Below are 24,580 nucleotides of genomic sequence, written 5' to 3' on the forward strand. Positions count from 1 at the left end.
TTCGCCTTATCCGGCGAGGCTTACGAAAATCAGGTTTTCTGGAAAGCCAGATGCACGCCAAGCCCCATCAGCACCGTTCCCGCAGTGCGACGGGCAAGCACCTGCACCCTGCTGGAGCGCTTGAGCCGCCCGACCATCGCGCCCGCCAGAAGCACGCCAACGAGATCGGCGGAGGAAAAGATGAAATTGACGGCAATACCGAGGATCAGCAATTGCAGCCAGATCGGAAAGGCCGCCGCCGGATCAACGAATTGCGGCAGAAACGCCAGAAAGAACAGCGCCGTCTTCGGATTGAGCACGTCGACGATGATGCTGTCGATGAAGGCACGCCTTGCCGATTTCGGTTCGATGGTCAGATTGACGGTCTCACCTTCAAGCTTGCTGCGCAGCATCGAGAAGCCGAGCCAGATGAGATACAGCGCGCCACACAGCTTCACGGCCAGATAAAGCCACGGCACCGCCTGGAACAGCACCGAAAGCCCCGCCGCAGAGGCGACGATATGGAAATAGCAGCCGACATGGATGCCAAGCACCGCCATCAGCCCGGCAAAACGGCCGCGCGCCATGGTCTGCGCCGCCGCATAAAGCATGGCCGGGCCGGGAATATAGGCAAACAGGGCGGTGGTGATGAAAAAGGCTGTCAGCAGTTCGAAAGACGGCATGTCGTAATCCCCCTACCCCGTTTGGGCCTAAAGACGTCTTTATAGTGTTTGCGCGTCAATCGAAAGCGGAGTGCGGGACAACAACTGATCTGTCGCGATGGCGGAGGACTGTAAAGTCTATCCGGCATTCTGGCCTTGAGAGGTAATCCAGTCAACGCGCGTCTGCGCGACGGCAAGAGTCTTTTCAGCCCAAGGATTTGGGCTGGCTGGATACCGGCTCAAGGCCGGGAGTGTATTTCAGCACAATAGATGCCGAACGGTGTTACGCCGAGGGGAACTCTGCAAGCCTTGCGGCATATCGCGCCATGGTGTCGACTTCGAAATTGACGAAATCACCCGGTTGGCGCTCACCCCATGTGGTGACTGTGAGCGTATGGCGGATCAGGAGCACGTCGAAATCCGTTCCGTCGACCGCATTGACGGTCAGAGAAGTGCCATCGAGTGCAATGGAACCCTTGGGCGCCACGAATTTCGCCAGATGGTCGGGCGCGCGCAGGCGGATACGGACCGCCTCACCTTCCGGCTCGACAGACAGAATCTCCGCCTTGCCATCGACATGGCCGGAAACGATGTGACCGCCAAGCTCGTCGCCAATCTTCAGGGCGCGCTCCAGATTGACATGCGTGCCCTTCTGCCAGCCCGCAATCGTCGTCAGGCGCAATGCCTCTTCCCAGGCTTCGACCTCGTACCAGCGCTCGTTGCTGCCGTCTTCGGGCAGTTTGGTCACCGTCAGGCAGACGCCGCCATGGGAGATCGATGCGCCCATATCGATGGTCTTGGGATCGTAATTGGTCGCCACCCGCAGACGAATGCCTTCCGCCAGAGCTTCAAGCTCGGACACGGTTCCAACATCGGTGACAATTCCGGTAAACATCAAAGCGGCCTTTCATAATCGAAGCAGCGATCCGGCCCGTAGGCGGTTTCGCTGACCAAAACATAATCGCCCGGAATATCGGCACGGCTGAGCGGCGTTTCAATCCCGCCTTCACCAACCACGACCGGGCTTTCAAACAGCATGATACGGTCCACGAGATCGGCTTCAAGGAACGATTTTGCGGCAAAAGCGCCGCCTTCGACCAGAAGTTCCGACATGCCGCGTTCAGCGAGAATGTGAAGGAGGTTCTCGAGGGTTGGTGCTTCAAGGATTTCGACGCCTGCGTCGATCAGTTGTTGGCGGCGGTCGTGGCTACCCCCCTCTGCCCTGCCGGGCACCTCCCCCCTTGAGGGCAAGATACCCGGCAGGTCAGAGGGGGATAACGCCGCGACGATTACCGGCACCTCGCGTGCACTTCCCACCAGCTTAGACGTCAACGGTAGTTCAAACTTGCGATCAAGCACGATTCGGACCGGAGAACGATCTTCGAGACCTGCAATTCGAACGGTCAGTTCCGGATCGTCCGCTATCGCGGTGCGGATGCCCACGAGGATGCAATCGCAGCGCGCTCTCAGTTCATGCACGGCGTGCCTGGCCTGCGGACCGGTGATCGCTAACTGCCCCTCCCCTTGTCTGCCGATCATGCCATCGGCAGAAATGGCAAGCTTCAGAATCACATGCGGGTGTTTTTTCACCTGGCGTGTGAGGTAACCCGCAAGCGCTCTCTTGCCTTGTTCGCGCAGCAGGCCGGTTTCCACGACAATGCCCGCCTCCCGCAGGATGGAGTAACCACGACCGGAAACACGCTCGTCCGGGTCGTCAACCGCCACAACGACACGGGCGACGCCGTATTCGACCAGCGCATTGGCGCAGGGCGGCGTCTTGCCCCAGTGCGAGCAGGGTTCAAGGGTGACATAGGCTGTTGCGCCGCGCGCTGCTTCTCCGGCGATTTCCAGCGCCTGGCGTTCAGCATGGGGGCGGCCGCCAATGGCGGTCACCGCTTCGGCGATGATTTTTCCGTCCTTTACGAGAACGCAACCGACGGAGGGATTGGTCTGGGTTTGACCCTGATGGCGCAGGGAAACCTCGATTGCCCGGGCCATGAATTTTTCGTCATCGGCGCGGCTCGTCACGTCTATGCTCCGGCGTCTGTATCTCGGGCGATCTTGGCGTTGATTTCGGCAATCACGTTCTCGAAATCCTCGGCATGGCTGAAATCGCGATAGACCGAGGCGTAGCGTACGAAGGCCACGTCATCGAGACTCTTCAGCGCTTCAAGCACCTGGAGGCCGATTTCTTCCGAGGGGATTTCCGTCTCGCCGGAACTTTCCAGACGGCGAGCGATGCCCGAGACGGCCCGCTCGATCCGGTCGCGGTCAACCGGGCGTTTGCGTAGCGCGATCTCGAAGGATCGCACCAGCTTTTCCCGGTCGAAGGGCAGCTTGCGGCCGCTTTTCTTGATGACCATCAGCTCGCGCAGTTGCACGCGCTCATAGGTCGTGAAGCGGCCGCCGCAATCGGGGCAGATGCGCCGCCGGCGGATGGAGGTGTTATCCTCCGCCGGACGCGAGTCCTTGACCTGTGTGTCTTCGGAACCGCAAAATGGGCAGCGCATCTCTTTACGTCCTTACATGTACGGATACATCGGGAAACGGTCAGTCAGGGCGACGACCTTTTCGCGCACCGCAGCTTCAACAGCAGCGTTGCCCTCATCCGAGTTGGCGACCTTCAGACCATCGAGAACCTCGACGATCAGCTTGCCGATTTCGCGGAATTCCGCTTCCTTGAAACCGCGCGTCGTGCCGGCCGGCGTGCCGAGACGCACACCCGAGGTGACGAAAGGCTTTTCCGGATCGAAAGGAATGCCGTTCTTGTTGCAGGTGACGTAGGCGCGACCGAGAGCTGCTTCAGCACGCTTGCCGGTGGCGTTCTTCTTGCGAAGGTCAACCAGCATCAGGTGGTTGTCAGTGCCGCCGGAGACGACATCAAGACCACCTTCGATCAGCGTTTCGGCAAGCGCCTTGGCGTTCTTGACGACCTGTGCGGCGTAATCCTTGAATTCCGGCTGCAAAGCTTCACCGAAGGCAACTGCCTTTGCGGCGATGACGTGCATCAGCGGACCGCCCTGCAGGCCGGGGAAAACGGCGGAGTTGAACTTCTTGGCCAGATCCTCGTCATTGGTGAGGATCATGCCACCACGCGGGCCGCGCAGCGACTTGTGCGTCGTCGTGGTGGCAACGTGGCAATGCGGGAACGGCGACGGATGCTGGCCACCGGCAACGAGACCAGCGATGTGGGCCATATCGACCATCAGATAGGCGCCGACTTCATCGGCGATCTCGCGGAAGCGCTTCCAGTCCCAGATACGGGAATAGGCGGTGCCGCCGGCAAGGATAAGCTTCGGCCGGGTTTCCTTGGCCTTGCGCTCCACCTCGTCCATGTCGAGCAGGTTGTCGCCTTCGCGCACGCCGTAAGACACGACGTTGAACCACTTGCCGGACATGTTGACCGGCGAACCGTGCGTCAGATGGCCTCCGGAGTTCAGGTCGAGACCCATGAAGGTGTCGCCCGGCTGGAGCAGCGCGAGGAACACGGCCTGGTTCATCTGCGAACCGGAATTTGGCTGGACGTTGGCGAAGTTGACGCCGAACAGCTTCTTGGCACGCTCGATGGCAAGCTCTTCAGCAATGTCTACGAACTGGCAGCCGCCGTAATAACGCTTGCCCGGATAACCTTCGGCATATTTGTTGGTCATGATCGAACCCTGCGCTTCAAGCACAGCGCGGGAAACGATGTTTTCCGAGGCGATCAGTTCGATCTCGTGGCGCTGGCGACCCAGTTCCTTCTCGATCGCGCCGAAAATATCCGGATCGACTTCGGCAAGCGGACGGGAGAAGAAAGCATCTGTGTTCGACATGGTGAAGGCTCCTGAAACAGTAATGCGATGGCGTCTTAGCGCCCTGCCCGAACAAGAGCAATACGGGCAGCGAGATTTGCCCGTCAAACTGCGACGTTGCGACAAAAAACGGCAGCTGTTTTTTCAAAACCAGCAGCGAAAATGAAAAAAGCCACACCCGACGGGGTGCGGCCTTTCACTTAAATATAAAAACCTGATGGCAGCGCCGGATCAGTTGCGCGGCAACAGGTCGTCGTCGACAGGTCCAGCCGGCTGTTCGATGCCGGTGGTGGTGTTGAGCGCCAGTTCGGCGTTGCCGTCCTTTTCATAGATGTCGTCGCGGAACTGCACCACGCCGTCCTTCGCCGACCATGCGGTGATGTAGACGAAATAGACAGGCACTTCCTGCGCCAGCTTGATCGGTGTGTTGACGCGGGTGGCGATGACGCGTTCCATTTCCTGACGCGACCAGCCGGGCGTGTCGCGCAGCAGCCAGCTTGTGAGGTCGCGCACGTTCTGTACGCGCACGCAGCCGGACGATTCGAACCGCATCAGCTTGTTGAACAGACCCTGCTGCGGCGTGTCGTGCATATATTCGTTGTTCGGATTGTGGAAGTTGATCTTCGTCGAGGACATGGCGTTGATCTTGCCGGGGTCCTGGCGGAACATCAGGTTCGGTGCCTTTGGCGCAAACCAGTCGACCGCCGTCGGCGAAACTTCCTGTCCCTTGCCGTCGATGAGGCGGATGTTGTTCCGCTCCAGATAGGTCGGGTCCTTCTGCATCAGCGGCACGATGTCCTTTTCGACGATCGAGCGCGGCGCTGTCCAGTAAGGGTTGAGGATGACTTCGTAAATCTTGGAATTGATGACGTGCGTCGGGCGGCTGGCGCGACCGACGACGGCGGTGTTGCGCAGGACGACGCGCTCATTCTCAACCGCCTCGATGGCAGCGGCCGGAATGTTCACCATCAGGTGACGCTGGCCGAGATCGCCGGACATGGACTGAATGCGCACGAGGTTGGTCTGCAACTGCGCCAGACGGATCTGGGCCGAAACATTGAGCGCCTTGGTCGTGTATTCGCCGCTGACACCATCGGCGGGAAGGCCGTGGCGGGCCTGGAAGCGCTTCAACGCACCATCGACATAAGAATCGAAGGCGCTGGAAATGCCAGCTTCGCGCGGCAGGTCGCCGGAAACCATCAGTCGCTGGCGAAGCGCCTGAACGGAAGGATCGGAAACGCCGATCTGGAGACGCTGCTGGGTGACGGGTACGTCCGGCCAGCCGCCATTCTGCACGATCTGCTGATATTGCATGATCGCCTGCTGCATGTAGACAGGCGCTTCCCGTCCGAGAACCGGGTTGTTGGAAACGACGCCAACGGCGGAACGCGACGAATTCGCGTCGAACTGGTCATCCCAGTTGCCGCGGCGCGACGAGCCCATGAGATCGTTGAGCGCATTCTGCGCCAGGGCGGGCGCGGCAAGCGCGGCAACACCAACGGAAACAGCCGAGCGCAGAAGCGCACGGCGCGATACGGATTCGGAAACGGATTTTTTTGTCATTCTACCTACCAGCCACTCTCTTCGGCATTCTCAACAATGCCTAAATCAATATGATTAACAAACACGTACAACGTGTCTGCCGGCCGGTAATGCTCAATACCCATGGTCTGGGCGCTATTGTCTGGCAGAACAGTCGGGACTTGCCACGACAGCAGGAGAAACCGCCGGCTCCTTCACCTTTGCGGGTCCCATATCAATATGGCCAATTCGTGTCACGGGCCTTTTCTCACGAAGCTGTGTATGCCTGCAAAACAGGGCGAAAACGCACCTGAGAGACCGGGCTTGACACGCACAGGTGAAAGGCGCCTCCAACACGAATCCGCAAGCCGGAGGCAAACCGATGCCCCCGGCTCTAACAGTGAAACCGCCGCGGAATTAGAGACGATAAGCGATCGAGTCGTTCCAGAAGCGATCGAGGCGCTGCAGCAGCTTGTTCATTTCGGAGAACTCGCCGGTGCCGATGCCGCCGACCTTTTCGATCGAGCCGACGTGGCGCTCGTAGAGGTGAGCAACCGTTTCGGCGATTTCCTGGCCTTTTTCAGTCAGGCTGATGCGGACCGAGCGGCGGTCGACACGCGAGCGCTGGTGGTTGATGAGACCGAGGTCTACCAGCTTCTTGACGTTGTAGGAGACGTTCGATCCGAGGTAATAACCACGCGAACGAAGCTCGCCGGCCGTCAGTTCGGAATTGCCGATGTTGAACAGCAGGAGCGCCTGAACGGCGTTGACATCATCGCGACCCTGACGATCGAACTCGTCCTTGATGACATCGAGGAGGCGGCGGTGGAGACGTTCCACCAGGTGCAGCGACTCCATGTAGAGCGAACGGATGGTATCTTCATGTGCGTCGGCAACAACGGCCTGCGGCTTTGCTTTGCTATTGATCATGACTGCCTCACTGTTTTGTTTGGCGGTGTGTTTGTTTGTCTCCCGCCTTGAGTGAGAACCTAATCAATGCGCATAAAATTCTACTTAAAAGCTACGATTAACAAATGCTTACCTGCATTTTCCCAAGTGGGTCAAACTTGTGGCGAAGCGGGACTGGCTTATCACCATGCATTACAAATCAAAGACTTAGCAATAAAATTCGACCGAAAACCAGGCTGAATTGCTTTATTCTTATGGTAAATCAATTCTTGCGCGCTCTTCATTCTGGCGCTGATCGAGCCAAAAAGCGACCAGGAATAGTATATAAATGGTTGCCACGAGACCGTGCATGACGGGTACAAGCGTGTTGGCGCCGAAGATATATGGCCACACCTTATACATGGCGATCTGGGTGCCGGCACCCAAGACCCACATGACTGCCCCCCAGGAGGCGCCGAGCCAGAGACCAAGCGCCGCGACCGGGAAAATCACCGCAAGCGCACTACCCGCCACTCGCCATGGCAGGTTAAGCATATCGAACCGCCCATGCCCGCCGAGAGAATATCCCGTCAGCATCGCCCAATATTGCAGGCCGAACCAGAAACAGGAAACCGCGACCAGCCTCATGAAGACCAGAAAGAGGATTTCCGTCAGCGGACGTTTCGGCAGAGGTTGAGAATCAGGTTCCATGGCCGGAAGATACGGTTTCGACGGGCGGGCGACCAGCCCATATTGAATTCGGCGGCTTGCCTTGTCAAAGCACCCTCGCCCACCGGAGAAGTCCAGGGGGAAACATTGTCGCATTCGCACGGCGCTTGCTTCGTGTTATGCAGCTTTCCTGACTTGGGTGGGATACGAAGGACATTCTTACATGCAGGACAAAACGCATCTGGTCGACGCGATCACCGGCCATCGCCGCATGCGCCGCAATCGCAAGGCCGACTGGACTCGCCGTCTGGTTCAGGAAAGCCGCCTGACCGTCGATGATCTCATCTGGCCGGTCTTCATCGTACCGGGCAGCAATATCCTCGATCCCATACCGGCGATGCCCGGCGTAAACCGCATGAGCGTCGACAAGCTGGTCGAAGCGGCGAAGGAAGCCGCCGATCTCGGCATTCCGGCGATTGCGACCTTCCCGAATATCGAGATGGACTTGCGCGACGAGACCGGCTCGAATGCGCTCGAGGCCAACAACCTCATCAATCAGGCGACCATCGCGGTCAAAAAAGCGGTTCCGAATATCGGCATGATCACCGATGTTGCGCTCGATCCCTTCACCAGCCATGGGCATGACGGCATTCTGCGCGGCGATGAAATCGTCAATGACGAGACCGTGGACCAGGTCGTTCGTGCTGCAATCCTTCAGGCCGATGCCGGTTCGGACATTATTTCTCCGTCCGAGATGATGGATGGCCGCATTGGCGCCATCCGCCGCGGCCTGGATGCGGCCGGGCACCAGAACGTCGGCATCATGGCCTATGCCACGAAATTCTCCTCCGGCTATTACGGTCCGTATCGCGAGGCCATTTCGACGGCCGGACTGCTGAAGGGGGACAAGAACAGCTATTACATCAGCCCCGCTAACGGCATGGAGGCAATCCGCGACGCCGCGCTCGACGTGGAAGAAGGTGCTGACATGCTGATGGTCAAACCCGGCTTGCCCTATCTCGACATCTGTTGGCGGCTGAAAGAGAATTTCGGGCTGCCCACCTTCGCCTATCAGGTGTCCGGTGAATATACCCAGATCAAGGCAGCGGCCATGCATGGCTGGATCGACGGCGAGCGCGTGATGATGGAAACGCTTCTCTGTTTCAAGCGTGCAGGCTGCGATGGCATTCTGAGCTATTTCGCAGTGGAAGCCGCGCGCAAACTCGCGAAGGGCTGACAGCCGACGCTTATTGTATTCGGTCGTTTTCTTCCCATATTGTTTGCTGACACGGAATGCTGCCTGACGAAAAGCGCGTTTCGAGCTGTCATGTCTTCTCAGGAGAAAACGACCGATGAACCTCGACCAGAACCCTACCTATGTCGCACCGGACGACTGGCGCGCCTATAGCGGCGTACTGAGCCGACGCATCTTCGCTTTTCTGATCGATTACGCGATCGTTCTCCTGCTGTGCATTCCAGCCGCCGTGATCGTCTTCTTTCTCGGCGTGATTACGCTGGGTCTCGGCTTCTTCCTCTATCCGGCCTTGTTCGTCATCGTCGCGGTCCTTTATTTCGGCGTAACGCTCAGCGGCCCGTCGCAGGCCTCACCCGGCATGCGGGCGATGGGCATCGCGATGGCGCGCATGGACGGACGGCGAATCGATTTCCTTCTGGCCACCGTGCACATTGCGCTTTTCTGGATCATCAACTCGGTTTTGACGCCGCTTATCCTGCTTGCAGGCCTGTTTACGGAGCGCTCGCGCCTCGTTCATGACTTCCTGCTCGGCACCGTCATGGTCAGAACCTACTGATATAAGGGAAAGCCACGAAAACGTGGCTTCCATATCAGGCAAATACCGCATGGTGCAGTTGACGTTTTCCGTCATTTTGCCATTCTGTGACATTATGCATGTCGCTTGAAGCGTCGCCGCACCCCGTGAAATCGCGGCGCGCTTTCACAACAGACGCAGGAGGCGATCACGGTTCGATGAACACGCAGGCGACGCCCTCTCCCCAATTCTATCTTACGGCACCGGCCACCTGCCCCTACTTGCCGAACCAGATGGAGCGGAAGGTTTTCACGCATCTGGTCGGCCCGCGTGCGTCGGAAATGAACGACCTTCTGACCCAGGGCGGCTTCAGGCGTTCACAGAACATCGCCTATCGTCCGGCGTGCGAAACCTGTCGAGCTTGCGTTTCCGTGCGCATCCTTGCCGAACAGTTCCAGCCGACGAAATCGATGCGGCGCGTTCTCTCCATCAACAAGGATGTCGTCGCTACCGTTCATGCCGCTGAGCCATCCACCGAACAGTTCTCACTGTTTCGCCGCTATCTCGACCATCGGCACCAGTCAGGCGGCATGTCCGACATGTCGGCGCTCGACTATGCGATCATGATCGAAGACACGCACGTCAACACCCGCATCATCGAATACCGTGTGCGAGAGCCCGGCTCCGGCATCGATTCCAGCAAACGAGGTGAACTTCTCGCCGTAGCGCTGAGCGATGTGATGAGCGACGGGCTGTCGATGGTCTATTCCTTCTTCAACCCCGATCTAGAAAAGCGCTCGCTCGGCACTTTCATGATCATGGATCACATCACCCGCACACGCGCGCTCGGCCTGCCGCACGTCTATCTTGGCTACTGGGTCGATGGCTCTGAAAAGATGGGCTACAAGACGCGCTACCACCCGCAGGAGCATCTGACACCGCGTGGGTGGGAGGTTTATGTGCCTGCGGTAGAGACAGCCGAGTAGATCCAATCCAACACCGGCATTGTCTCACCGTGATGACAATGTTATAACTCAGTTATAACAGGAGTTGGCGTCATGAACATCACAATCCGGAAAATCGGTAATTCCGAAGGCATTATCATCCCAAAAGAAGTCCTGGATCGCATGGGTCTCAAGACGGGTGATACCCTTGAACTAAGGGAAGTCTCCGGGAATATCGAACTCGTCCCTGAACAAGCGGATTTGAGCGAGCAGCTTGAAGCTGCCCGGCGCGGCATGAAGAAATACCATGTGGCGCTGAGAGAACTCGCAAAATGAAAAAAATTAAGTGGCTGTCCCGAACTTCCATTGAAATAATACATCGGGAACAACTTGTTGAACATGGTGGCCTGCAAGGTCTAAAAGACGAGAACGCACTTGAGGCAGCTTTGGCACGCCCCCTTCACAAAGCCGCCTACGGTGAGGAAGACGCTCTAAGGCTTGCATCCGCCTATCTTTACGGGATAGCCCGCAACCACCCATTTTCAGATGGAAACAAACGAACCGCGTTTCTAGCGGCCTACACCTTCTTGTTCATCAACGGCCATGAAATCCACGCCGAGCAAGCTGATGTCATCGCTTTTGTTCTCGACGTCGCTGCCGGCAACATTGATGAGGACGGCGTTTATCTTTTTCTACGCGACCACGTCGTCCCACTCGATTAAACGGAAGCGCCGCACGTCTTTCGATATGCGGCGCTTCTTCTGTTTATATCGAGAGAGGACGGATTTACCCGCCAAATTTCCCGCTACGCGGAAAGCCCTTCGGTACGGTGCGGCCAACGGTGGCGCGGTCTGCCAGCCATTCGCGCAATTCCTCACCGACCTTGCTGAAGAGGCGCCCGGCCGTGTCGGACCAGCTCAAGCCGTCTGCGAGCGCGAAACATTTCACATCAACGACGCCGCCGTCCTTGTAGCGTTGCAGGCGCACGCCCTTGCCGCGTGACATTTCCGGCACCTGCGACAGCGGGAAGGCAAGCAGCTTGCGGTTTTCGCCAACGACGGCGACATGGTCGCCCGTAACAGGTACGGCGAGCTTGGCTTCGTCAGGCATGGCGACATTCATGATCTGCTTGCCCTTGCGGGTGTTTGCGACCATTTCGCTTTCGGCCACGATGAAGCCGTTGCCGCCAGTCGAGACGAGCAGAAGCTTGCGCGACGGATCGTGAACGAAGGCCGTCAGGATGTCCTGATCGTTCTCCATATCGACCATGATGCGGATCGGCTCGCCATGGCCGCGACCGCCCGGCAGCTTGTCTGCGCCGAGCGTGTAGGCCTTGCCGCCGGTGGTCAGCAGAAGCAACTTGTCGGTCGTCTGCGCCGGGAAGGCGAGCTTCGGGCCATCGCCCTCCTTGAAGGTCAGAGCCGACGTATCGGACATATGCCCCTTCAGCGCCCTGATCCACCCCTTCTGCGAGATGACGATGGTGACCGGTTCCTTTTCGATCATCGCCTGCTGGATGGCCTCGATGTCGGCATCCGGCGCATCCGCAAACTGCGTGCGGCGACGGCCGATCTCCGTTGCCTTGGCATATTTCTTTTTGACCTCGCCGATTTCCCAGGCGACGGTCTGCCACTGCTTTTCATCGGAGGCGAGCAGACCCTCGATTTCAGCCTTCTCGCTGCTGAGTTCGTCGAACTCCTTGCGGATTTCGAATTCCTCAAGCTTGCGCAGATTGCGCAGACGCATGTTGAGGATGGCTTCGGCCTGATTATCGGTGAGCGACCACTTGGCCATCATCACCTGTTTCGGCTCGTCCTCCTCGCGGATAATACGGATCACCTCATCGAGATTGAGATAGGCGACCAGCAGGCCGCCCAGAATCTCGAGCCTGCGATCGATGGCCGCGAGACGATGGCGGGAACGGCGGACCAGCACGTCCTTGCGGTGTGCCAGCCATTCGCTCAGCACCTCGTTCAGCGCCATGACCTTCGGCACCCTGCCAAGCGACAGTACGTTCATGTTGAGCGGCAGGCGGCTTTCAAGGTCGGACAGACGGAACAGCGATTCCATCAGCAGCGTCGCGTCGACAGTGCGGTTTTTCGGAACCAGCACGATACGCACGTCTTCGGCCGATTCGTCGCGGACATCCTCAAGCAGCGGCAGTTTGCGGGCAAGCAGCAGCTCGGCGATCTTTTCGATCAGCCGCGATTTCTGCACCTGGAACGGGATTTCGGTGATGACGATCTGATAGCCGCCACGTCCGAGGTCTTCCGTTTCCCATTTGGCGCGCACGCGGAAACCACCGCGCCCGGTCTTATAGGCTTCGAGAATATTCTCGCGGCTTTCGATGATCACGCCGCCGGTCGGCAGGTCGGGGCCGGGAATGAATTCCACCAGCTTTTCAACCGTCGCATCCGGATGCTTGATGAGATGCAGAGCTGCGTCGCACAGTTCATGGGCGTTGTGCGGCGGGATGGACGTCGCCATGCCGACGGCGATGCCGGAGGCACCGTTGGCAAGCAGATTGGGGAACGCGCCCGGCAGGACGACCGGCTCCTCGTCTTCCTCATTATAGGTAGCGCGGAAGTCAACCGCGTCCTCGCCGATGCCTTCGAGCAGCAGCGCTGCCACATCGGTCATGCGTGCTTCGGTATAACGATAGGCGGCGGCGCCGTCGCCATCGATATTGCCGAAATTGCCCTGCCCGTCCACGATCGGATAACGCTGCGAGAAATCCTGCGCGAGACGGACCAGCGCATCGTAGACCGACTGGTCGCCATGCGGATGGAACTTACCGATAACGTCACCGACGATACGGGCGCATTTCTTGAAAGCCGAGTTGGGGCGGATGCCCATTTCGCTCATGGCGTGGATGATGCGGCGGTGAACCGGCTTCAGTCCATCGCGTACATCCGGCAGCGCACGATGCATGATCGTGGACAAGGCGTAAGCGAGGTAGCGCTCTTCAAGCGCCGCCTTCAAATCGACCGGATGAATGTTATCGTCTCCGCCTGACGGAGGTACAAGATTTTTTCCCATGGTGCTTGACTAGCGGAAATGCCGATTCCCGGCAAGGAATTCGGGGGTCTCGGCTGTGGACGAAACGACGCCTTTTGTGAGGATTTTTATTAACTGCGTTGCGAATGCCGCAATGCCGCCGTCATACGAATCGATCTAAATCCTGTAGACCTTTGAATAATCGCGAATATAAATGTCACCATTCACATTTAGAACACGGTGCACATCCGCACATTGAGGGAAGAAACACTATGAGACTGAAATCCACCCGGCAGATTCTTTTCGCAAGTGCCGCGCTTCTCGCGCTTTCCGCACCGGCATTCGCACTGGATGGCAACGACGTTCTGAAAAAGATCAATGCCGCCTACGCCGCGCAGGGCGGTGAAATTGCCGCCGGATCCGTCGCCGTCAACGGCGACACGGTGACGCTGAACGGCGTGACCTTCAATGCGGCTGCCGATCCGGCCAAAAAAATTCCGGTCGGCAACGTCACCCTTGAAGGCGTCGAGGAAAACAACGGCGGCTACAAGATCAAGAACGCGCGCTTCGACAATGTCGATTACAAGCAGGAAAACGTGGAGATCAAGGCTAACGACATCTACATGTCAGGTCTCACCATCCCTGCCGATGCGACGACGGGCACGATTGACGCGCTGATGTTCTACGACGAGGCGCATAGCGGTCCGATTTCCGTCTCCATCGACGGCAAGCAGGCTTTCTCGCTCGAGGAAAGCAGCGCAACGATGTCAGTCAGCGACGACAAGGCCTCGATCGGCTTCGATCTCGACGCATCCGGCTTCAAAGCCGATCTCAGTGAAGTCAACGATCCGGCCACGAAGGACGCAATTGAAAAGCTCAATCTGCAGGCCCTTTCCGGCAACATGACCATGAGCGGAAGCTGGGAAGTCGCCTCCGGCACCGTAGACGTCGAGGAATATGCCATCGACCTCGACAAGGTCGGCCGTCTCAACATGTCGTTCGGTTTCTCCGGTTACACACTCGCCTTCATCAAATCGATGCAGGAGACGGTGAAGGCGCAGGCTGCAAATCCGAACAAGGAACAGGCGGAACAGGCAGCGGGCCTTGCCATGCTCGGCCTGATGCAGCAGCTTTCCTTCGTTAATGCCGAAATCAGCTTCGAAGATGCCAGCATCACCAAGCGCGCCATCGACTACGCTGCAAGCCAGCAGGGTATGACCAGCGATCAGCTTTCCCAGACCATCAAGGGCATGGCGCCGATCATGATGGCTTCGCTCAACGTTCCGGAATTGCAGAACATGGTGTCGGCTGCGATCAACGCCTATATCGATAATCCGAAGAGCTTCTCTATCTCGGCCGAACCGGAAAAGCCGGTTCCCTTCCCGATGATCATGGGCGCCGCCATGGGCGCGCCGAACACCCTGCCGACAATGCTCGGCGTCACGGTGACGGCAAACGAATAGCACAACAAAAAGCCCCGGTTCCGCCGGGGCTTTTTACTTCTGGTCAGTGGATTGAGGCTGTCGCTCCATCCTGCTTGTCGTGCAGGGCGAAACGGTCGATCATATGGGCGCTCGCTTCGTTGACGCCGATCACCTCGACCGTCTTGCCGGTCTTGCGGAATTTCAGCACGACCTTGTCCAGCGCACCGACAGCCGAGATATCCCACAGATGCGCCTGTGTGACGTCGATGGTGACCGTTTCCACGTCTTCGGCAAAATCGAAGGCGGCGATGAAGCTTTCCGTCGAGGCGAAGAAAATCTGCCCGTCGACGCGGTAGATGCGGTGCCGACCATCCGCGACAAGCTCTGGACGAACGTGGAAGAGTTTTGAAACCTTCCCCGCGAAAAACACGCCGGAGAGAAGCACGCCTGCGAGCACGCCTTTTGCGAGATCATGGGTCGCCAGCACGGTCCCGACCGTTACCAGCATGACGATGCTGGAAGACGGTGGATTGCGGCTGAGATCGAGAATCGAACGCCACGAGAAGGTGCCGATCGAAACCATGATCATGACAGCCACAAGAGCGGCCATTGGAATGATGCGGACAAGATCATCCAGCACCAGAATGAGGAACAGCAGGAAGGCGCCCGCCACAAAAGTGGACAGCCTGCCCCTGCCGCCGGATCTGACGTTGATGACCGACTGGCCGATCATGGCGCAGCCGCCCATCCCGCCGATCAGCGCGGAGGCGATGTTGCCTGTCCCCTGCCCGATGCACTCCCGGCTCTTGTTGCTGCCGGTATCTGTCATGTCGTCAACGATCTGTGCCGTCAGCAGGGATTCCAGGAGACCGACGGCAGCCAGCGCTGCGGAATAGGGAAAGATGATCTGCAGCGTTTCGAAAGTCAGCGGCACCTGTGGCAGGGCGAAGACCGGCAGCGTCGAGGGCAGCTCGCCGAGATTGCCGACGGTGCGGATATCCATGCCGAAAAACACCGCCACGCAGGTCAAAACGACGATGGCGACCAACGGCGACGGGATGATTTTCGTGACCAGCGGGAAGAGATAGATGATCGCAAGACCAGCCGCGATCATGACGTAGGTTGCGACAGGCACGCCTATCAGCTCGGGCAATTGCGCCATGAAGATCAGGATCGCCAGCGCATTGACGAAGCCGGTCATGACCGAGCGCGAGACGAAGCGCATCACCCGCCCGAGCCTTGCAAAGCCCGCAGCGATCTGCAGCACACCCATGAGGATGGTCGCCGCAAAGAGATATTGCAGGCCGTGTTCCTTCACCAGCGTCACCATCAGGACGGCTGTGGCGGCGGTTGCCGCGGAAATCATGCCCGGACGGCCACCGGTGAAGGCGCAGACGCAGGCAATGGCGAAAGAAGCAAACAACCCCACCTTCGGATCGACGCCGGCGATGACGGAAAAGCCGATTGCTTCGGGAATGAGCGCGAGTGCGACGACGATGCCGGAAAGCACATCGCCGCGAATATTGGAAAACCACTCACGTCTGTAAGTCTGAAATCTGTTCATTTGATTTTTTCGCAAAGTATCACGCACCGGCCGGAAACGTGTCCGGTAGATTGAAAAAGAATGTCGGTGCTTTGCGTTGTCTGGCGGATCGGCGGCCAGAAGAGCCACCCGGAATTTCACCGGGTCCGTGGTGAATGCTCCACCTATAGACGGCAAAAAAGCGGGCAGCAAGTTGTCTACCCGCCTTTCGATGCTGGCGATGCGCCTTACGAGGCTTCGCTGCGACCAATATTGGTGTTGTGCTGGGTTGGGCCGGTTCCCGACCAGTCGACCCTGCGGGTTGCGAACATGGTGGCAGCAATGGCGATGAAAGATATCAACGCGCCGGCCAGCAGCGCATATTCATCCTCATTCAGAACCAGATACATGACCCCATAAGCCACCGCCAGAACCGTAAACAGGGCTATCCCGTTCTGACGGCTATCGGTTGCGCTTCCGAGATAGGAGGAGATCAGGAGCGCTGTCAGAAGCGACGCCGCAGCATAGGCGATGGTGAAGCCCGTATGTTCCGCAAGTGCGAGCAGCAGCACGTAGAAAACGATCAGCGCCAGCCCCGTCAGCACGTACTGGATCCAGTGCACGCTGCTGCCGCCCCTCAGTTCGACGATGAAGACGGCCAGGAACACCAGAGAGATGAAGCCTATCGAATATTTGAGTGTCCGGGCGATGATCTGGTAGAATTTCACGGGCTCGACGAGGTTGATCCTCATCAGGCTGTCGGTCAGCGGCAGGCGCGAACTCTCGACCACGCGGTCTATGCCCCTTGCGAGATAGGGGATTGTCCAGTTGGCCGTGAAATCCGAGGCTGTGACGGTCTTTTCCTCCGGCAGGAACAGGCCTTCAAAGCCGGGATGCGGCCAGTTGGCCTTGGCCGCCAAACTGGTGGTCTGGCCGGCGGGCGCGACGGCAAAGCTGCCGGAACCATTCAGGGAGAAGGATATATCGAAATCGAAGCCTTTCTCGACAAGGCCTCTTTCGATCGATCTGTGCACGCCGGCATCGGACCTGATGGACATGTCCTGCGCACCCGTGCGGGGCGCTATGACAGAGATATCACGCATGCCGGGATCGAACGGCAATACGGAACCGCCATCGATCCTGACACCGGCGCTCGAGCGAATGCCGGTCATATCCTGTATGCTGAGAACGAGAATGGCGCTGTCGAGGCGGGGCGTGCCGGAGAAGCGGGCGAGATCCTGAAGGATGCCGGCACCGAACCGGCCTTTGAGGACAAGGTCGCCATTATAGACCGGCAGGCTGTAGATCGACAGCCGCTTCTCCTCGGTCTTCAGATCGGCCGTGACATCAAGCGTTTCCGGCATGACCAGCGCCCATTCGGTCGTGCGATCGACGATGCTCTGGCCGTTCACCTCGCGGCGTCTTTCCACGTCGAAAGGCACGGCGAGATAAGGGCCGTTCACCACCTGATCGCCACCCCAGCCGCTGGCGATACGGCCCGAAACATCCTCGGCCCGCGAGGCGCGCTCTTCCGTCAGCGCCCAGACGAGAAGCAGCGGTACGAGCAGAACCATCGATATGAAACCGATCATCAGAAACTTGGCGCCCGGTGAGCGCAGGCTGACGGCGAAGCCGTTGCGAGGCGGGGCTGGCGGCATCTGCCCACCGGCCGGGGCGAGGTCTTTTTCCGATTCATGTGCCATTCTGAAGTCCTTATAAATATGATCGCGCCGCAACCCCAAGCGAAGTTCGGCTGGCGCTGTCCCAAGTTTAAAATCCCCGATAGTCTTTGCGTCCCCAAAATGAGCGCAAAACTATACTGGAATCGGATTCCGGCTGATTACGTTCGGAATTCCGTTAAACTCGCGGTAAAATTGTGACTTTCCCACGTTCGTTGCAGAAACAGAAAGGGCCGGCGTCGCCGCCAGCCCTTTTGTTCAAAACCCGTGGCGGTTGAGATCAGTCCTTCTTGGACGGAACCACGCGCAGCGCCAGCTCGCGAAGCTGGGTCGGCGTTGCCGGGGACGGCGCGTTCATCAGCAGGTCCTGCGCCTGCTGGTTCATCGGGAACAGCGTGATTTCGCGCAGGTTCTTCGCACCAACCAGAAGCATGACCACACGGTCGATACCGAAGGCGCAACCGCCGTGCGGAGGCGCACCGTACTGGAAGGCGCGGTAGAGACCGCCGAAGCGCTCTTCCACGTCGCTCTGCGACAGGCCGACCTTTTCAAAAGCCTTGACCATCAGCTCGGGCGACTGGTTACGGATAGAGCCGGAGGCGATTTCGAAGCCGTTGCAGACCGCGTCATACTGGAAAGCCTTGATGGAGAGCGGATCCTGTCCTTCCAGCGCTTCCATGCCACCCTGCGGCATGGAGAAGGGGTTGTGGGCGAAATCGATCTTCTTTTCTTCGTCGTTATATTCGAAGAAGGGGAAATCGACGATCCAGCACATTTCGAAACGGTCGCGGTCAATCAGGTTCAGCTCGTCGGCGGCACGGGTGCGCGCCTCGCCGGCAAACTTGTAGAACTTGGTGGGATCGCCCGCGACGAAGAAGCAGGCGTCGCCCGCCTCAAGGCCGAGCTGCTGGCGCAGCGCCTCGGTGCGTTCCTCGCCGATGTTCTTGGCAAGCGGACCGGAGCCGGCAACCTTGCCTTCTTCTTCCTTCCAGAAGATGTAGCCGAGGCCCGGCTGGCCCTGGCTCTGCGCCCAGGCGTTCATGCGATCGCAGAATGCACGCGACCCACCGGTCTTGGCCGGGATAGCCCAAACCTGCACCTTGGGGTTGGAGGCGATCATGTTGGCGAAAACCTTGAAGCCCGAGCCATCGAAATGTTCGGTCACGGCTTCCATGACAATCGGGTTGCGCAGGTCCGGCTTGTCGGAGCCGTATTTACGGATCGATTCGTCATAGGGAATGCGCGGCCATTCTTTCGTCACCGGCTTGCCTTCGGCAAACTGTTCGAAAACGGCCGTCATCATCGGCTCCATCGTGGTCCAGACGTCTTCCTGGGTCACGAAGCTCATTTCGACGTCGAGCTGGTAGAATTCGCCCGGTAGACGGTCTGCACGCGGGTCTTCATCGCGGAAGCATGGAGCGATCTGGAAGTAGCGGTCGAAACCGGCCACCATCAGAAGCTGCTTGTACTGCTGCGGGGCCTGCGGCAGCGCGAAGAACTGGCCTTCGTGGATGCGCGAGGGAACGAGGAAGTCGCGCGCGCCTTCCGGCGAGGATGCGGTGAGGATCGGCGTCGTATATTCGGCAAAGCCCAGATCGCCCATACCCTTGCGCATGGAGGAGATGATCTGCGTACGCTTGACGATGTTCTTGTGCAGGGTTTCGCGGCGCAGGTCGAGGAAGCGATACTTCAGGCGAACATCTTCGGGATATTCAGGCTCACCGAAGACCGGCAGCGGCAGTTCCTTGGCAACGCCCAGAACCTCGATCTCCTGCGCATAAAGCTCGATCTCGCCAGTGGCCATGCCCTTGTTGATGGTGTCTTCGGACCGCGCCTTGACGAGACCGTCAATGCGGATCACCCATTCACCGCGCACGGTTTCCGCAACCTTGAAGGCCGGGCTATCGGGATCGGCCACGACCTGGGTAATGCCGTAGTGGTCGCGAAGGTCGATAAAGAGAACGCCGCCATGATCTCGCACGCGATGAACCCAACCGGAAAGGCGAACGGTTTCGCCGACGTCGGACTTGCGGAGAGCGGCACAGGTGTGGCTGCGGTAACGATGCATTTTAATATCCTGGAGCGTGTCGTGGGCCAGATGGGCGGCACTGTCGAAATTTGCCGGAAAAGCGCATGACCAGCCCGATTTGTCAAGGCAAAGCACAACAATGTCGCGTTCAGCCTGTCCTTTCGCGCACCTTCGCTTTAGATAGTGCTTATTCAGCCCGCCAAACCGAGTCGGCCCGCAATGAGCCAGATCAGACCTCTTATCCCGCTTCTCGTCACCGCCGGCATTCTGATTGGCGGCAACGGTCTGCAGGGAACCTATATCGCGCTGCGGGGCCTGTCCGAAGGGTTTTCGGCCAGCACCATCGGCCTCATCAGCGCCGCCTACAGCATCGGATTCGCGCTCGGCTGCATTTCGGTGACGCGCCTTCTGCGCAAGATTGGCCATATCCGCACCTTCGCCACTATGGCGGCGGTCGCATCGGCCGCCTCGATCGCCATGCCGCTTGTCCTTCATCCCTTGTTCTGGATGTTGATGCGCTTCGTCATCGGTATTGCGGTCGCCTGTCTTTTCGCCGCGATCGAAAGCTGGATCAATGCGCAGGTGACGAATTCCAACCGTGCGCGCACGCTGTCCATCTATCGTTTCGTCGATCTCGGTTCCGTAACGCTCGCCCAATATATCATCCCCGTCGCCGGCATTGACGGGCCTGTGGTGTTTTCGCTGATCGCCATGGCGCTCACGCTGTCGCTGGTGCCGATCTCGATTGCCGACAAATCCAACCCCGCGCCGCCGAAACAGATCCCGTTCAATCTTTTCGCGGTGTGGCGCATCTCACCGCTTGCCGTCGTCGGCTGCGTGGCTGTCGGCCTCAGCATGGCGGCTTTTCGCAACATCGGGCCAATCTATGCCGAACAGATCGGCCTTTCCGTCACCGCCATCGCCACCTTCATGAGTGCGGGCATCATCGGCGGCGTGGTCTTGCAATATCCGCTCGGCGTCTATTCCGACCGTTACGACCGCCGCATCATCATTCTCGCTACCACGGCCTGCTCCGTGATTGTCGGTCTGTTTCTCGCCCTGTTCGCCGGCTCGGACGAATGGAGCAACATCATCGGCGTCTTCGTGTTCGGCGCCTTTGCCCTGCCGCTCTATTCACTGAGTTCCGCCCATGGCAACGACCATGCCAAAGAGGGCGAACATGCGATGGTGTCTGCCGGGCTGCTGTTCTTCTGGTCGGTGGGTGCAACCGTCGGGCCGCTGCTCGCCTCCGTCCTGATCGACCAGTTCGGTCCCAAAGCGCTGTTCAGCTACACGGCCGCGATCCAGATCGTTTTCATCGCCTACACCATATACCGGCTACGGGTGCGCGAGGGAGTACCCGTTGAGGAGCGGAACTGGCGGTTCCGCCCGCTTTTGCGCACCTCGGCCTATTTTCAGAAGCTGGCCGCCCCTGCACCACCCAAAAACGACGGGCCGACGCCAAAACCACCTGAGAAAAACGATCCTTGAGCCTTCAAAAGCGGGCTTTGTATTGACATGCGCCCGGCAAAGGGAAAGTAAGACGGATAATTTTCACGAGTGGCCATTTGCAATGATTGAAACGACTGCCGCCCTCGCCGAAGCCTGCACGGAACTGGCGAAATCGGAATTCATTACCATCGACACCGAGTTTCTGCGTGAGACGACCTTCTGGCCCGAGCTTTGTCTCGTGCAGATGGCGAGCCCTACCCTTGAGGTACTGGTCGACCCGCTCGCCAAGGGTCTCGACCTTACGCCGCTGTTCGAACTCATGGCCAATCCCGATGTCGTGAAGGTTTTCCATGCGGCGCGTCAGGATATCGAAATCATCTATCATCTTGGCGGGCTTATTCCGCACCCGATCTTCGATACGCAGGTCGCGGCCATGGTCTGCGGTTTCGGCGATTCGATCTCTTACGACCAGCTGGTCCAGAGGATCAAGAATGTGCAGATCGACAAATCCTCACGCTTCACGGACTGGAGCCGCCGCCCGCTGACGGAAAAGCAGCTGGATTATGCGCTGGCCGACGTCACCCATCTGCGTGATGTCTATCTAGCGCTCAAAGCGCAGCTGGAGCGTGAAGGCCGCTCGCTTTGGCTGACCGAAGAGATGGACATTCTGGAATCGCGCGAAACCTATGACATGCATCCCGACGATGCCTGGCTGCGGTTGAAATCGCGCCTGCGCAAGCCGACTGAACTCGCCATCCTCAAATTTGTAGCAGCATGGCGTGAACGTGAGGCGCGGTCGCGCAACGTGCCGCGCTCACGCGTGCTGAAAGACGATGCGATCTTCGAAATCGCACAGCAGCAGCCGAAGGACACCGAGGCGCTGTCGCGGCTTCGCACCATCCCGAAGGGCTGGGAGCGCTCCTCCTCCGGTACGGCCATCATCGAGACCGTGAATGCGGCGCTGGCACTTCCGAAAGAGGAAATGCCGAAGGCGCCACGTCACAGCCACGCACCGGAAGGCTCCGGCGCTGCCGTGGAGCTGTTGAAAGTTCTCCTGAAGCTGACGGCAGACAAGCACGGCGTCGCAGCAAAGGTCATCGCCAACAGCGAAGATCTGGACAAGATCGCTTCCGAGGGCGAGGCTGCCACCGTGGCAGCGCTGACCGGCTGGCGGCGCGAACTGTTTGGCGATGTGGCGCTGAAGCTCATCAATGGCGAAGTAGCATTGCGTTTCGCCGGCAAGAAGGTCGAGGCGGTTGATGTGGCGGTGAGCGAGGCCTGATCGCCCGCGCCTCGCACAGTTTTGCGCGTTGTGCGGACGCGAAAGCGCTTCTGCTTTTACCGGACCTGCGCCAACCCAAATTTTGCCCGCATCGCGGTCCATCTCTTTGCAGATGGTCTCGCTTTGAGGGTATTTCCATGAAACCTGCCCGTGCTCTGCTGTTGGCCGCATCTATCGCGGCCGCAGGCATTTTCCCTACTTTTTCATCCACGTCAGCGCGCGCCGATGACGGCAAGGTCGATCTTCAGGGCGAATGGACGACCGATTGCCTTAAGATCGGCAAGAACGATCGTCACGGCATCGTCACGCGCATCACCATACGCGGTGGCCGCATGCATGCTGTCTCACAGATTTACGCCCGCAGCAGCTGCCAGCAGCCCACGGTGCAGGTGCGTTACGAAGGCACGCTGGATGGTGGCCTGAAGGACAACGACAGCATGCTCTTTGCCCATACCGTCACCTCAATCGCCATGACGCCCAACGACCCCGCGGTTGTCGAGCATTATAATGGTGACCCGAAGGGTATCGGCTGCGGGTTGACTGGCTGGAAAGAGAATATTCCCTTCGATGTCGATGGTCGGACCTGCGCGGCCATCACCTTTGCCAGCAAGGGAGAAACCCTGTTCGACCGGGCATGGATAGACGGCAACCGGCTGCGTTTTGCCGCCTTCCCCGTCACATGGTCGAACCGCTCGCCGGACGACCGTCCGCAATCGCCGCTTGAAACGGTCTATTACAGAACATCCTATTAAGTAGTAGAGCCGGGTGCACAGCCCTTTTGCGGCAACGGGGCAACAGCCTTTCCAATCCTTCATGTGACCTTACCGAATGGTCACTTTTTGCAGCGCATTTTCCACATTAATGTCGCATATGACCTGAACAGAAGCTTCGCCTGACGGGGGCACGACGCTTCCCTTCCCCGAGATCAAGAACCGACATGAGAAAATTGCTGCCCATTCTGGATTACGTGGTGCTCTTCGTTGCCGTGGCCGGCAGCGGGGTGGCCTACGCGTTTCTGGAATATGGCGGCGGCGCGCTCATTGGCGCCACCTATGCGCTGTTCGCCTGTGCGCCAATCCTCGCCTTCGAGCGTGGTTACGTGCTGCCCGGTCTGTCGCGGCAGGTAAGCGCATTGCCGACACCGGCCTATATTGCCGTCGGCCTCATCATCTACGCCGTCCTCGTCTTCTGTGGCTTCGGGCTTGGCGGTACCATTCTGTGGGTTAGCGGCATATTTCCCGGCACCTGGAAACGGGCGGTGCATGCCGAGGTGCAGACACTGATCTTCACCCTCATCGTCTGCGGCATCATCGTTTTCATCATGCGCGTGCGCGAACTGCTGGGCCGTGACATCTTCATCGATCTCATCCTTGGGCGCTATCGCCGTCCAGTCAGCGAAGACCGCGTCTTCATCTTCATCGACCTCGTCGGCTCCACTTCGTTTGCCGAAACCCATGGCGACCTGAAGGCGCAGGAGTTTCTGGGCGAAATCTTCGCGAGCTACGCAGCCCCCGTCAGAAGACATGGCGGCGTCATTGACGACTACATCGGCGACGCGGCCATCATCACCTGGCCCTATCACATGGCGATAAGGCGGGCAGCCTGCGTGCGCTGTGTTTTCGATATCCAGGCGACCATCGAGGACAAGCGCGACATGTGGCTCGCCCGTTTCGGCGAAGTGCCGCGCCTTCGCTTTGCGATTCATGGCGGGCCGGTCATAACAGCCGAAATCGGCGTCGATCACCACAAGATCACCTATTTTGGCGACACGGTGAACACCACTTCGCGGCTCGAATCACTGAGCAAGATGCTCGGCCATCCCGTGCTGATTTCTGCCGATCTCGCCCATCAGCTGGTGCTACCCAAAGGTGTTCGCAGCGAATATCTCGGCGAACATGCTGTCAAGGGACGCGGGCAGACGCTCGGCGTGTGTACGCTCAGCCAATATCAGGCCCCAGCCGCCTGAAAAAAC

General features: G+C 58.8%; 22 protein-coding genes and 1 other annotated feature. Of the genes, 10 read left to right on the top strand and 12 right to left on the bottom strand.

Annotated elements, in window-relative coordinates; translation table 11 throughout:
* Positions 1–29: 29 nt before the first annotated feature.
* The 8 genes from AC1DCP_RS08595 to AC1DCP_RS08630 all read right to left on the bottom strand — a co-directional run bounded on the left by AC1DCP_RS08595 (position 30) and on the right by AC1DCP_RS08630 (position 7,552).
* Positions 30–662 carry a LysE family translocator gene (locus tag AC1DCP_RS08595; protein ID WP_003512513.1) on the bottom strand — a complete coding sequence of 211 codons (633 nt, stop codon included), beginning with the start codon at positions 660–662 and terminating at the stop codon, positions 30–32.
* 262 nt (positions 663–924) lie between these two features.
* Positions 925–1,536, bottom strand: coding sequence for a riboflavin synthase (locus AC1DCP_RS08600; protein ID WP_003512512.1), 612 nt, complete (start codon positions 1,534–1,536; stop codon positions 925–927).
* Positions 1,536–2,669: a bifunctional diaminohydroxyphosphoribosylaminopyrimidine deaminase/5-amino-6-(5-phosphoribosylamino)uracil reductase RibD gene (ribD, locus tag AC1DCP_RS08605; protein WP_476774217.1), complete on the bottom strand. Its 1,134-nt coding sequence runs from the start codon at positions 2,667–2,669 to the stop codon at positions 1,536–1,538. The genes AC1DCP_RS08600 and ribD overlap by 1 nt, the downstream gene beginning before the upstream one ends.
* A gap of 2 nt (positions 2,670–2,671) precedes the next feature.
* The gene (gene nrdR, locus AC1DCP_RS08610) at positions 2,672–3,151 is read right to left on the bottom strand and encodes a transcriptional regulator NrdR (RefSeq protein ID WP_003512508.1); all 480 of its coding nucleotides are present in this window, start codon (positions 3,149–3,151) and stop codon (positions 2,672–2,674) included.
* Between the two features lie 12 nt (positions 3,152–3,163).
* Entirely contained in the window at positions 3,164–4,453 is a 1,290-nt protein-coding gene (gene glyA / locus AC1DCP_RS08615; RefSeq protein ID WP_065688206.1) for a serine hydroxymethyltransferase, read from the bottom strand.
* Positions 4,454–4,663: 210 nt separating this feature from the next.
* Entirely contained in the window at positions 4,664–5,995 is a 1,332-nt protein-coding gene (locus AC1DCP_RS08620) for a L,D-transpeptidase family protein (protein WP_003512501.1), read from the bottom strand.
* Positions 5,996–6,370: 375 nt separating this feature from the next.
* Positions 6,371–6,880, bottom strand: coding sequence for a transcriptional regulator LdtR (gene ldtR, locus AC1DCP_RS08625; protein ID WP_025593036.1), 510 nt, complete (start codon positions 6,878–6,880; stop codon positions 6,371–6,373).
* Between the two features lie 234 nt (positions 6,881–7,114).
* The gene (locus tag AC1DCP_RS08630) at positions 7,115–7,552 is read right to left on the bottom strand and encodes a DUF6163 family protein (protein WP_003512497.1); all 438 of its coding nucleotides are present in this window, start codon (positions 7,550–7,552) and stop codon (positions 7,115–7,117) included.
* 181 nt (positions 7,553–7,733) lie between these two features.
* Here AC1DCP_RS08630 and hemB point away from each other — a divergent pair, with 181 nt between their 5' ends.
* From hemB to AC1DCP_RS08655, 5 genes are all read left to right on the top strand, one after another.
* Entirely contained in the window at positions 7,734–8,747 is a 1,014-nt protein-coding gene (gene hemB, locus AC1DCP_RS08635; protein WP_003512495.1) for a porphobilinogen synthase, read from the top strand.
* Positions 8,748–8,862: 115 nt separating this feature from the next.
* A complete protein-coding gene (locus AC1DCP_RS08640) occupies positions 8,863–9,321 on the top strand; it encodes an RDD family protein (protein ID WP_003512493.1) in 459 nt (152 codons plus the stop codon).
* A gap of 176 nt (positions 9,322–9,497) precedes the next feature.
* Positions 9,498–10,265, top strand: coding sequence for an arginyltransferase (locus AC1DCP_RS08645; protein WP_038492769.1), 768 nt, complete (start codon positions 9,498–9,500; stop codon positions 10,263–10,265).
* 72 nt (positions 10,266–10,337) lie between these two features.
* Positions 10,338–10,559 carry an AbrB/MazE/SpoVT family DNA-binding domain-containing protein gene (locus tag AC1DCP_RS08650; RefSeq protein WP_038490623.1) on the top strand — a complete coding sequence of 74 codons (222 nt, stop codon included), beginning with the start codon at positions 10,338–10,340 and terminating at the stop codon, positions 10,557–10,559.
* Complete coding sequence (locus AC1DCP_RS08655; RefSeq protein WP_065688205.1) at positions 10,556–10,945, top strand: type II toxin-antitoxin system death-on-curing family toxin; 390 nt, start codon at positions 10,556–10,558, stop codon at positions 10,943–10,945. The genes AC1DCP_RS08650 and AC1DCP_RS08655 overlap by 4 nt, the downstream gene beginning before the upstream one ends.
* Positions 10,946–11,009: 64 nt before the next feature.
* Here the strand turns inward: AC1DCP_RS08655 and parC are convergent, their stop codons facing one another.
* Positions 11,010–13,262: a DNA topoisomerase IV subunit A gene (parC, locus tag AC1DCP_RS08660; protein WP_019565424.1), complete on the bottom strand. Its 2,253-nt coding sequence runs from the start codon at positions 13,260–13,262 to the stop codon at positions 11,010–11,012.
* A gap of 230 nt (positions 13,263–13,492) precedes the next feature.
* On the opposite strand from parC, the gene AC1DCP_RS08665 reads away from it, so the two are divergent.
* The gene (locus AC1DCP_RS08665; protein WP_003512485.1) at positions 13,493–14,683 is read left to right on the top strand and encodes a hypothetical protein; all 1,191 of its coding nucleotides are present in this window, start codon (positions 13,493–13,495) and stop codon (positions 14,681–14,683) included.
* A 43-nt stretch (positions 14,684–14,726) separates the two neighbouring features.
* On the opposite strand, the gene AC1DCP_RS08670 is transcribed toward AC1DCP_RS08665, so the two are convergent.
* The 3 genes from AC1DCP_RS08670 to aspS form a co-directional block, all read right to left on the bottom strand.
* Complete coding sequence (locus tag AC1DCP_RS08670; protein WP_065688204.1) at positions 14,727–16,208, bottom strand: SulP family inorganic anion transporter; 1,482 nt, start codon at positions 16,206–16,208, stop codon at positions 14,727–14,729.
* Between the two features lie 74 nt (positions 16,209–16,282).
* Positions 16,283–16,338 (bottom strand) — a sequence feature (sul1 is cis-regulatory element that is thought to sense ions involved in sulfur or methionine metabolism; They are found in Alphaproteobacteria).
* Positions 16,339–16,414: 76 nt separating this feature from the next.
* Positions 16,415–17,869, bottom strand: a complete 1,455-nt coding sequence (gene creD, locus AC1DCP_RS08675) for a cell envelope integrity protein CreD (protein ID WP_065688203.1) — start codon at positions 17,867–17,869, stop codon at positions 16,415–16,417.
* A gap of 256 nt (positions 17,870–18,125) precedes the next feature.
* A complete protein-coding gene (aspS, locus tag AC1DCP_RS08680) occupies positions 18,126–19,913 on the bottom strand; it encodes an aspartate--tRNA ligase (RefSeq protein WP_476774218.1) in 1,788 nt (595 codons plus the stop codon).
* 180 nt (positions 19,914–20,093) lie between these two features.
* Between aspS and AC1DCP_RS08685 the strand changes: the two genes are divergently transcribed.
* The 4 genes from AC1DCP_RS08685 (at position 20,094) to AC1DCP_RS08700 (ending at position 24,574) form a co-directional block, all read left to right on the top strand.
* The gene (locus AC1DCP_RS08685; protein ID WP_003512472.1) at positions 20,094–21,365 is read left to right on the top strand and encodes an MFS transporter; all 1,272 of its coding nucleotides are present in this window, start codon (positions 20,094–20,096) and stop codon (positions 21,363–21,365) included.
* Positions 21,366–21,447: 82 nt separating this feature from the next.
* Positions 21,448–22,608, top strand: a complete 1,161-nt coding sequence (gene rnd, locus AC1DCP_RS08690) for a ribonuclease D (RefSeq protein WP_003512471.1) — start codon at positions 21,448–21,450, stop codon at positions 22,606–22,608.
* 137 nt (positions 22,609–22,745) lie between these two features.
* Positions 22,746–23,360: a hypothetical protein gene (locus tag AC1DCP_RS08695; protein WP_065688202.1), complete on the top strand. Its 615-nt coding sequence runs from the start codon at positions 22,746–22,748 to the stop codon at positions 23,358–23,360.
* Positions 23,361–23,545: 185 nt separating this feature from the next.
* Complete coding sequence (locus AC1DCP_RS08700) at positions 23,546–24,574, top strand: adenylate/guanylate cyclase domain-containing protein (RefSeq protein ID WP_003512469.1); 1,029 nt, start codon at positions 23,546–23,548, stop codon at positions 24,572–24,574.
* The last annotated feature ends 6 nt before the right edge of the window (positions 24,575–24,580 follow it).

Source organism: Agrobacterium sp. 10T429, assembly GCF_056393925.1.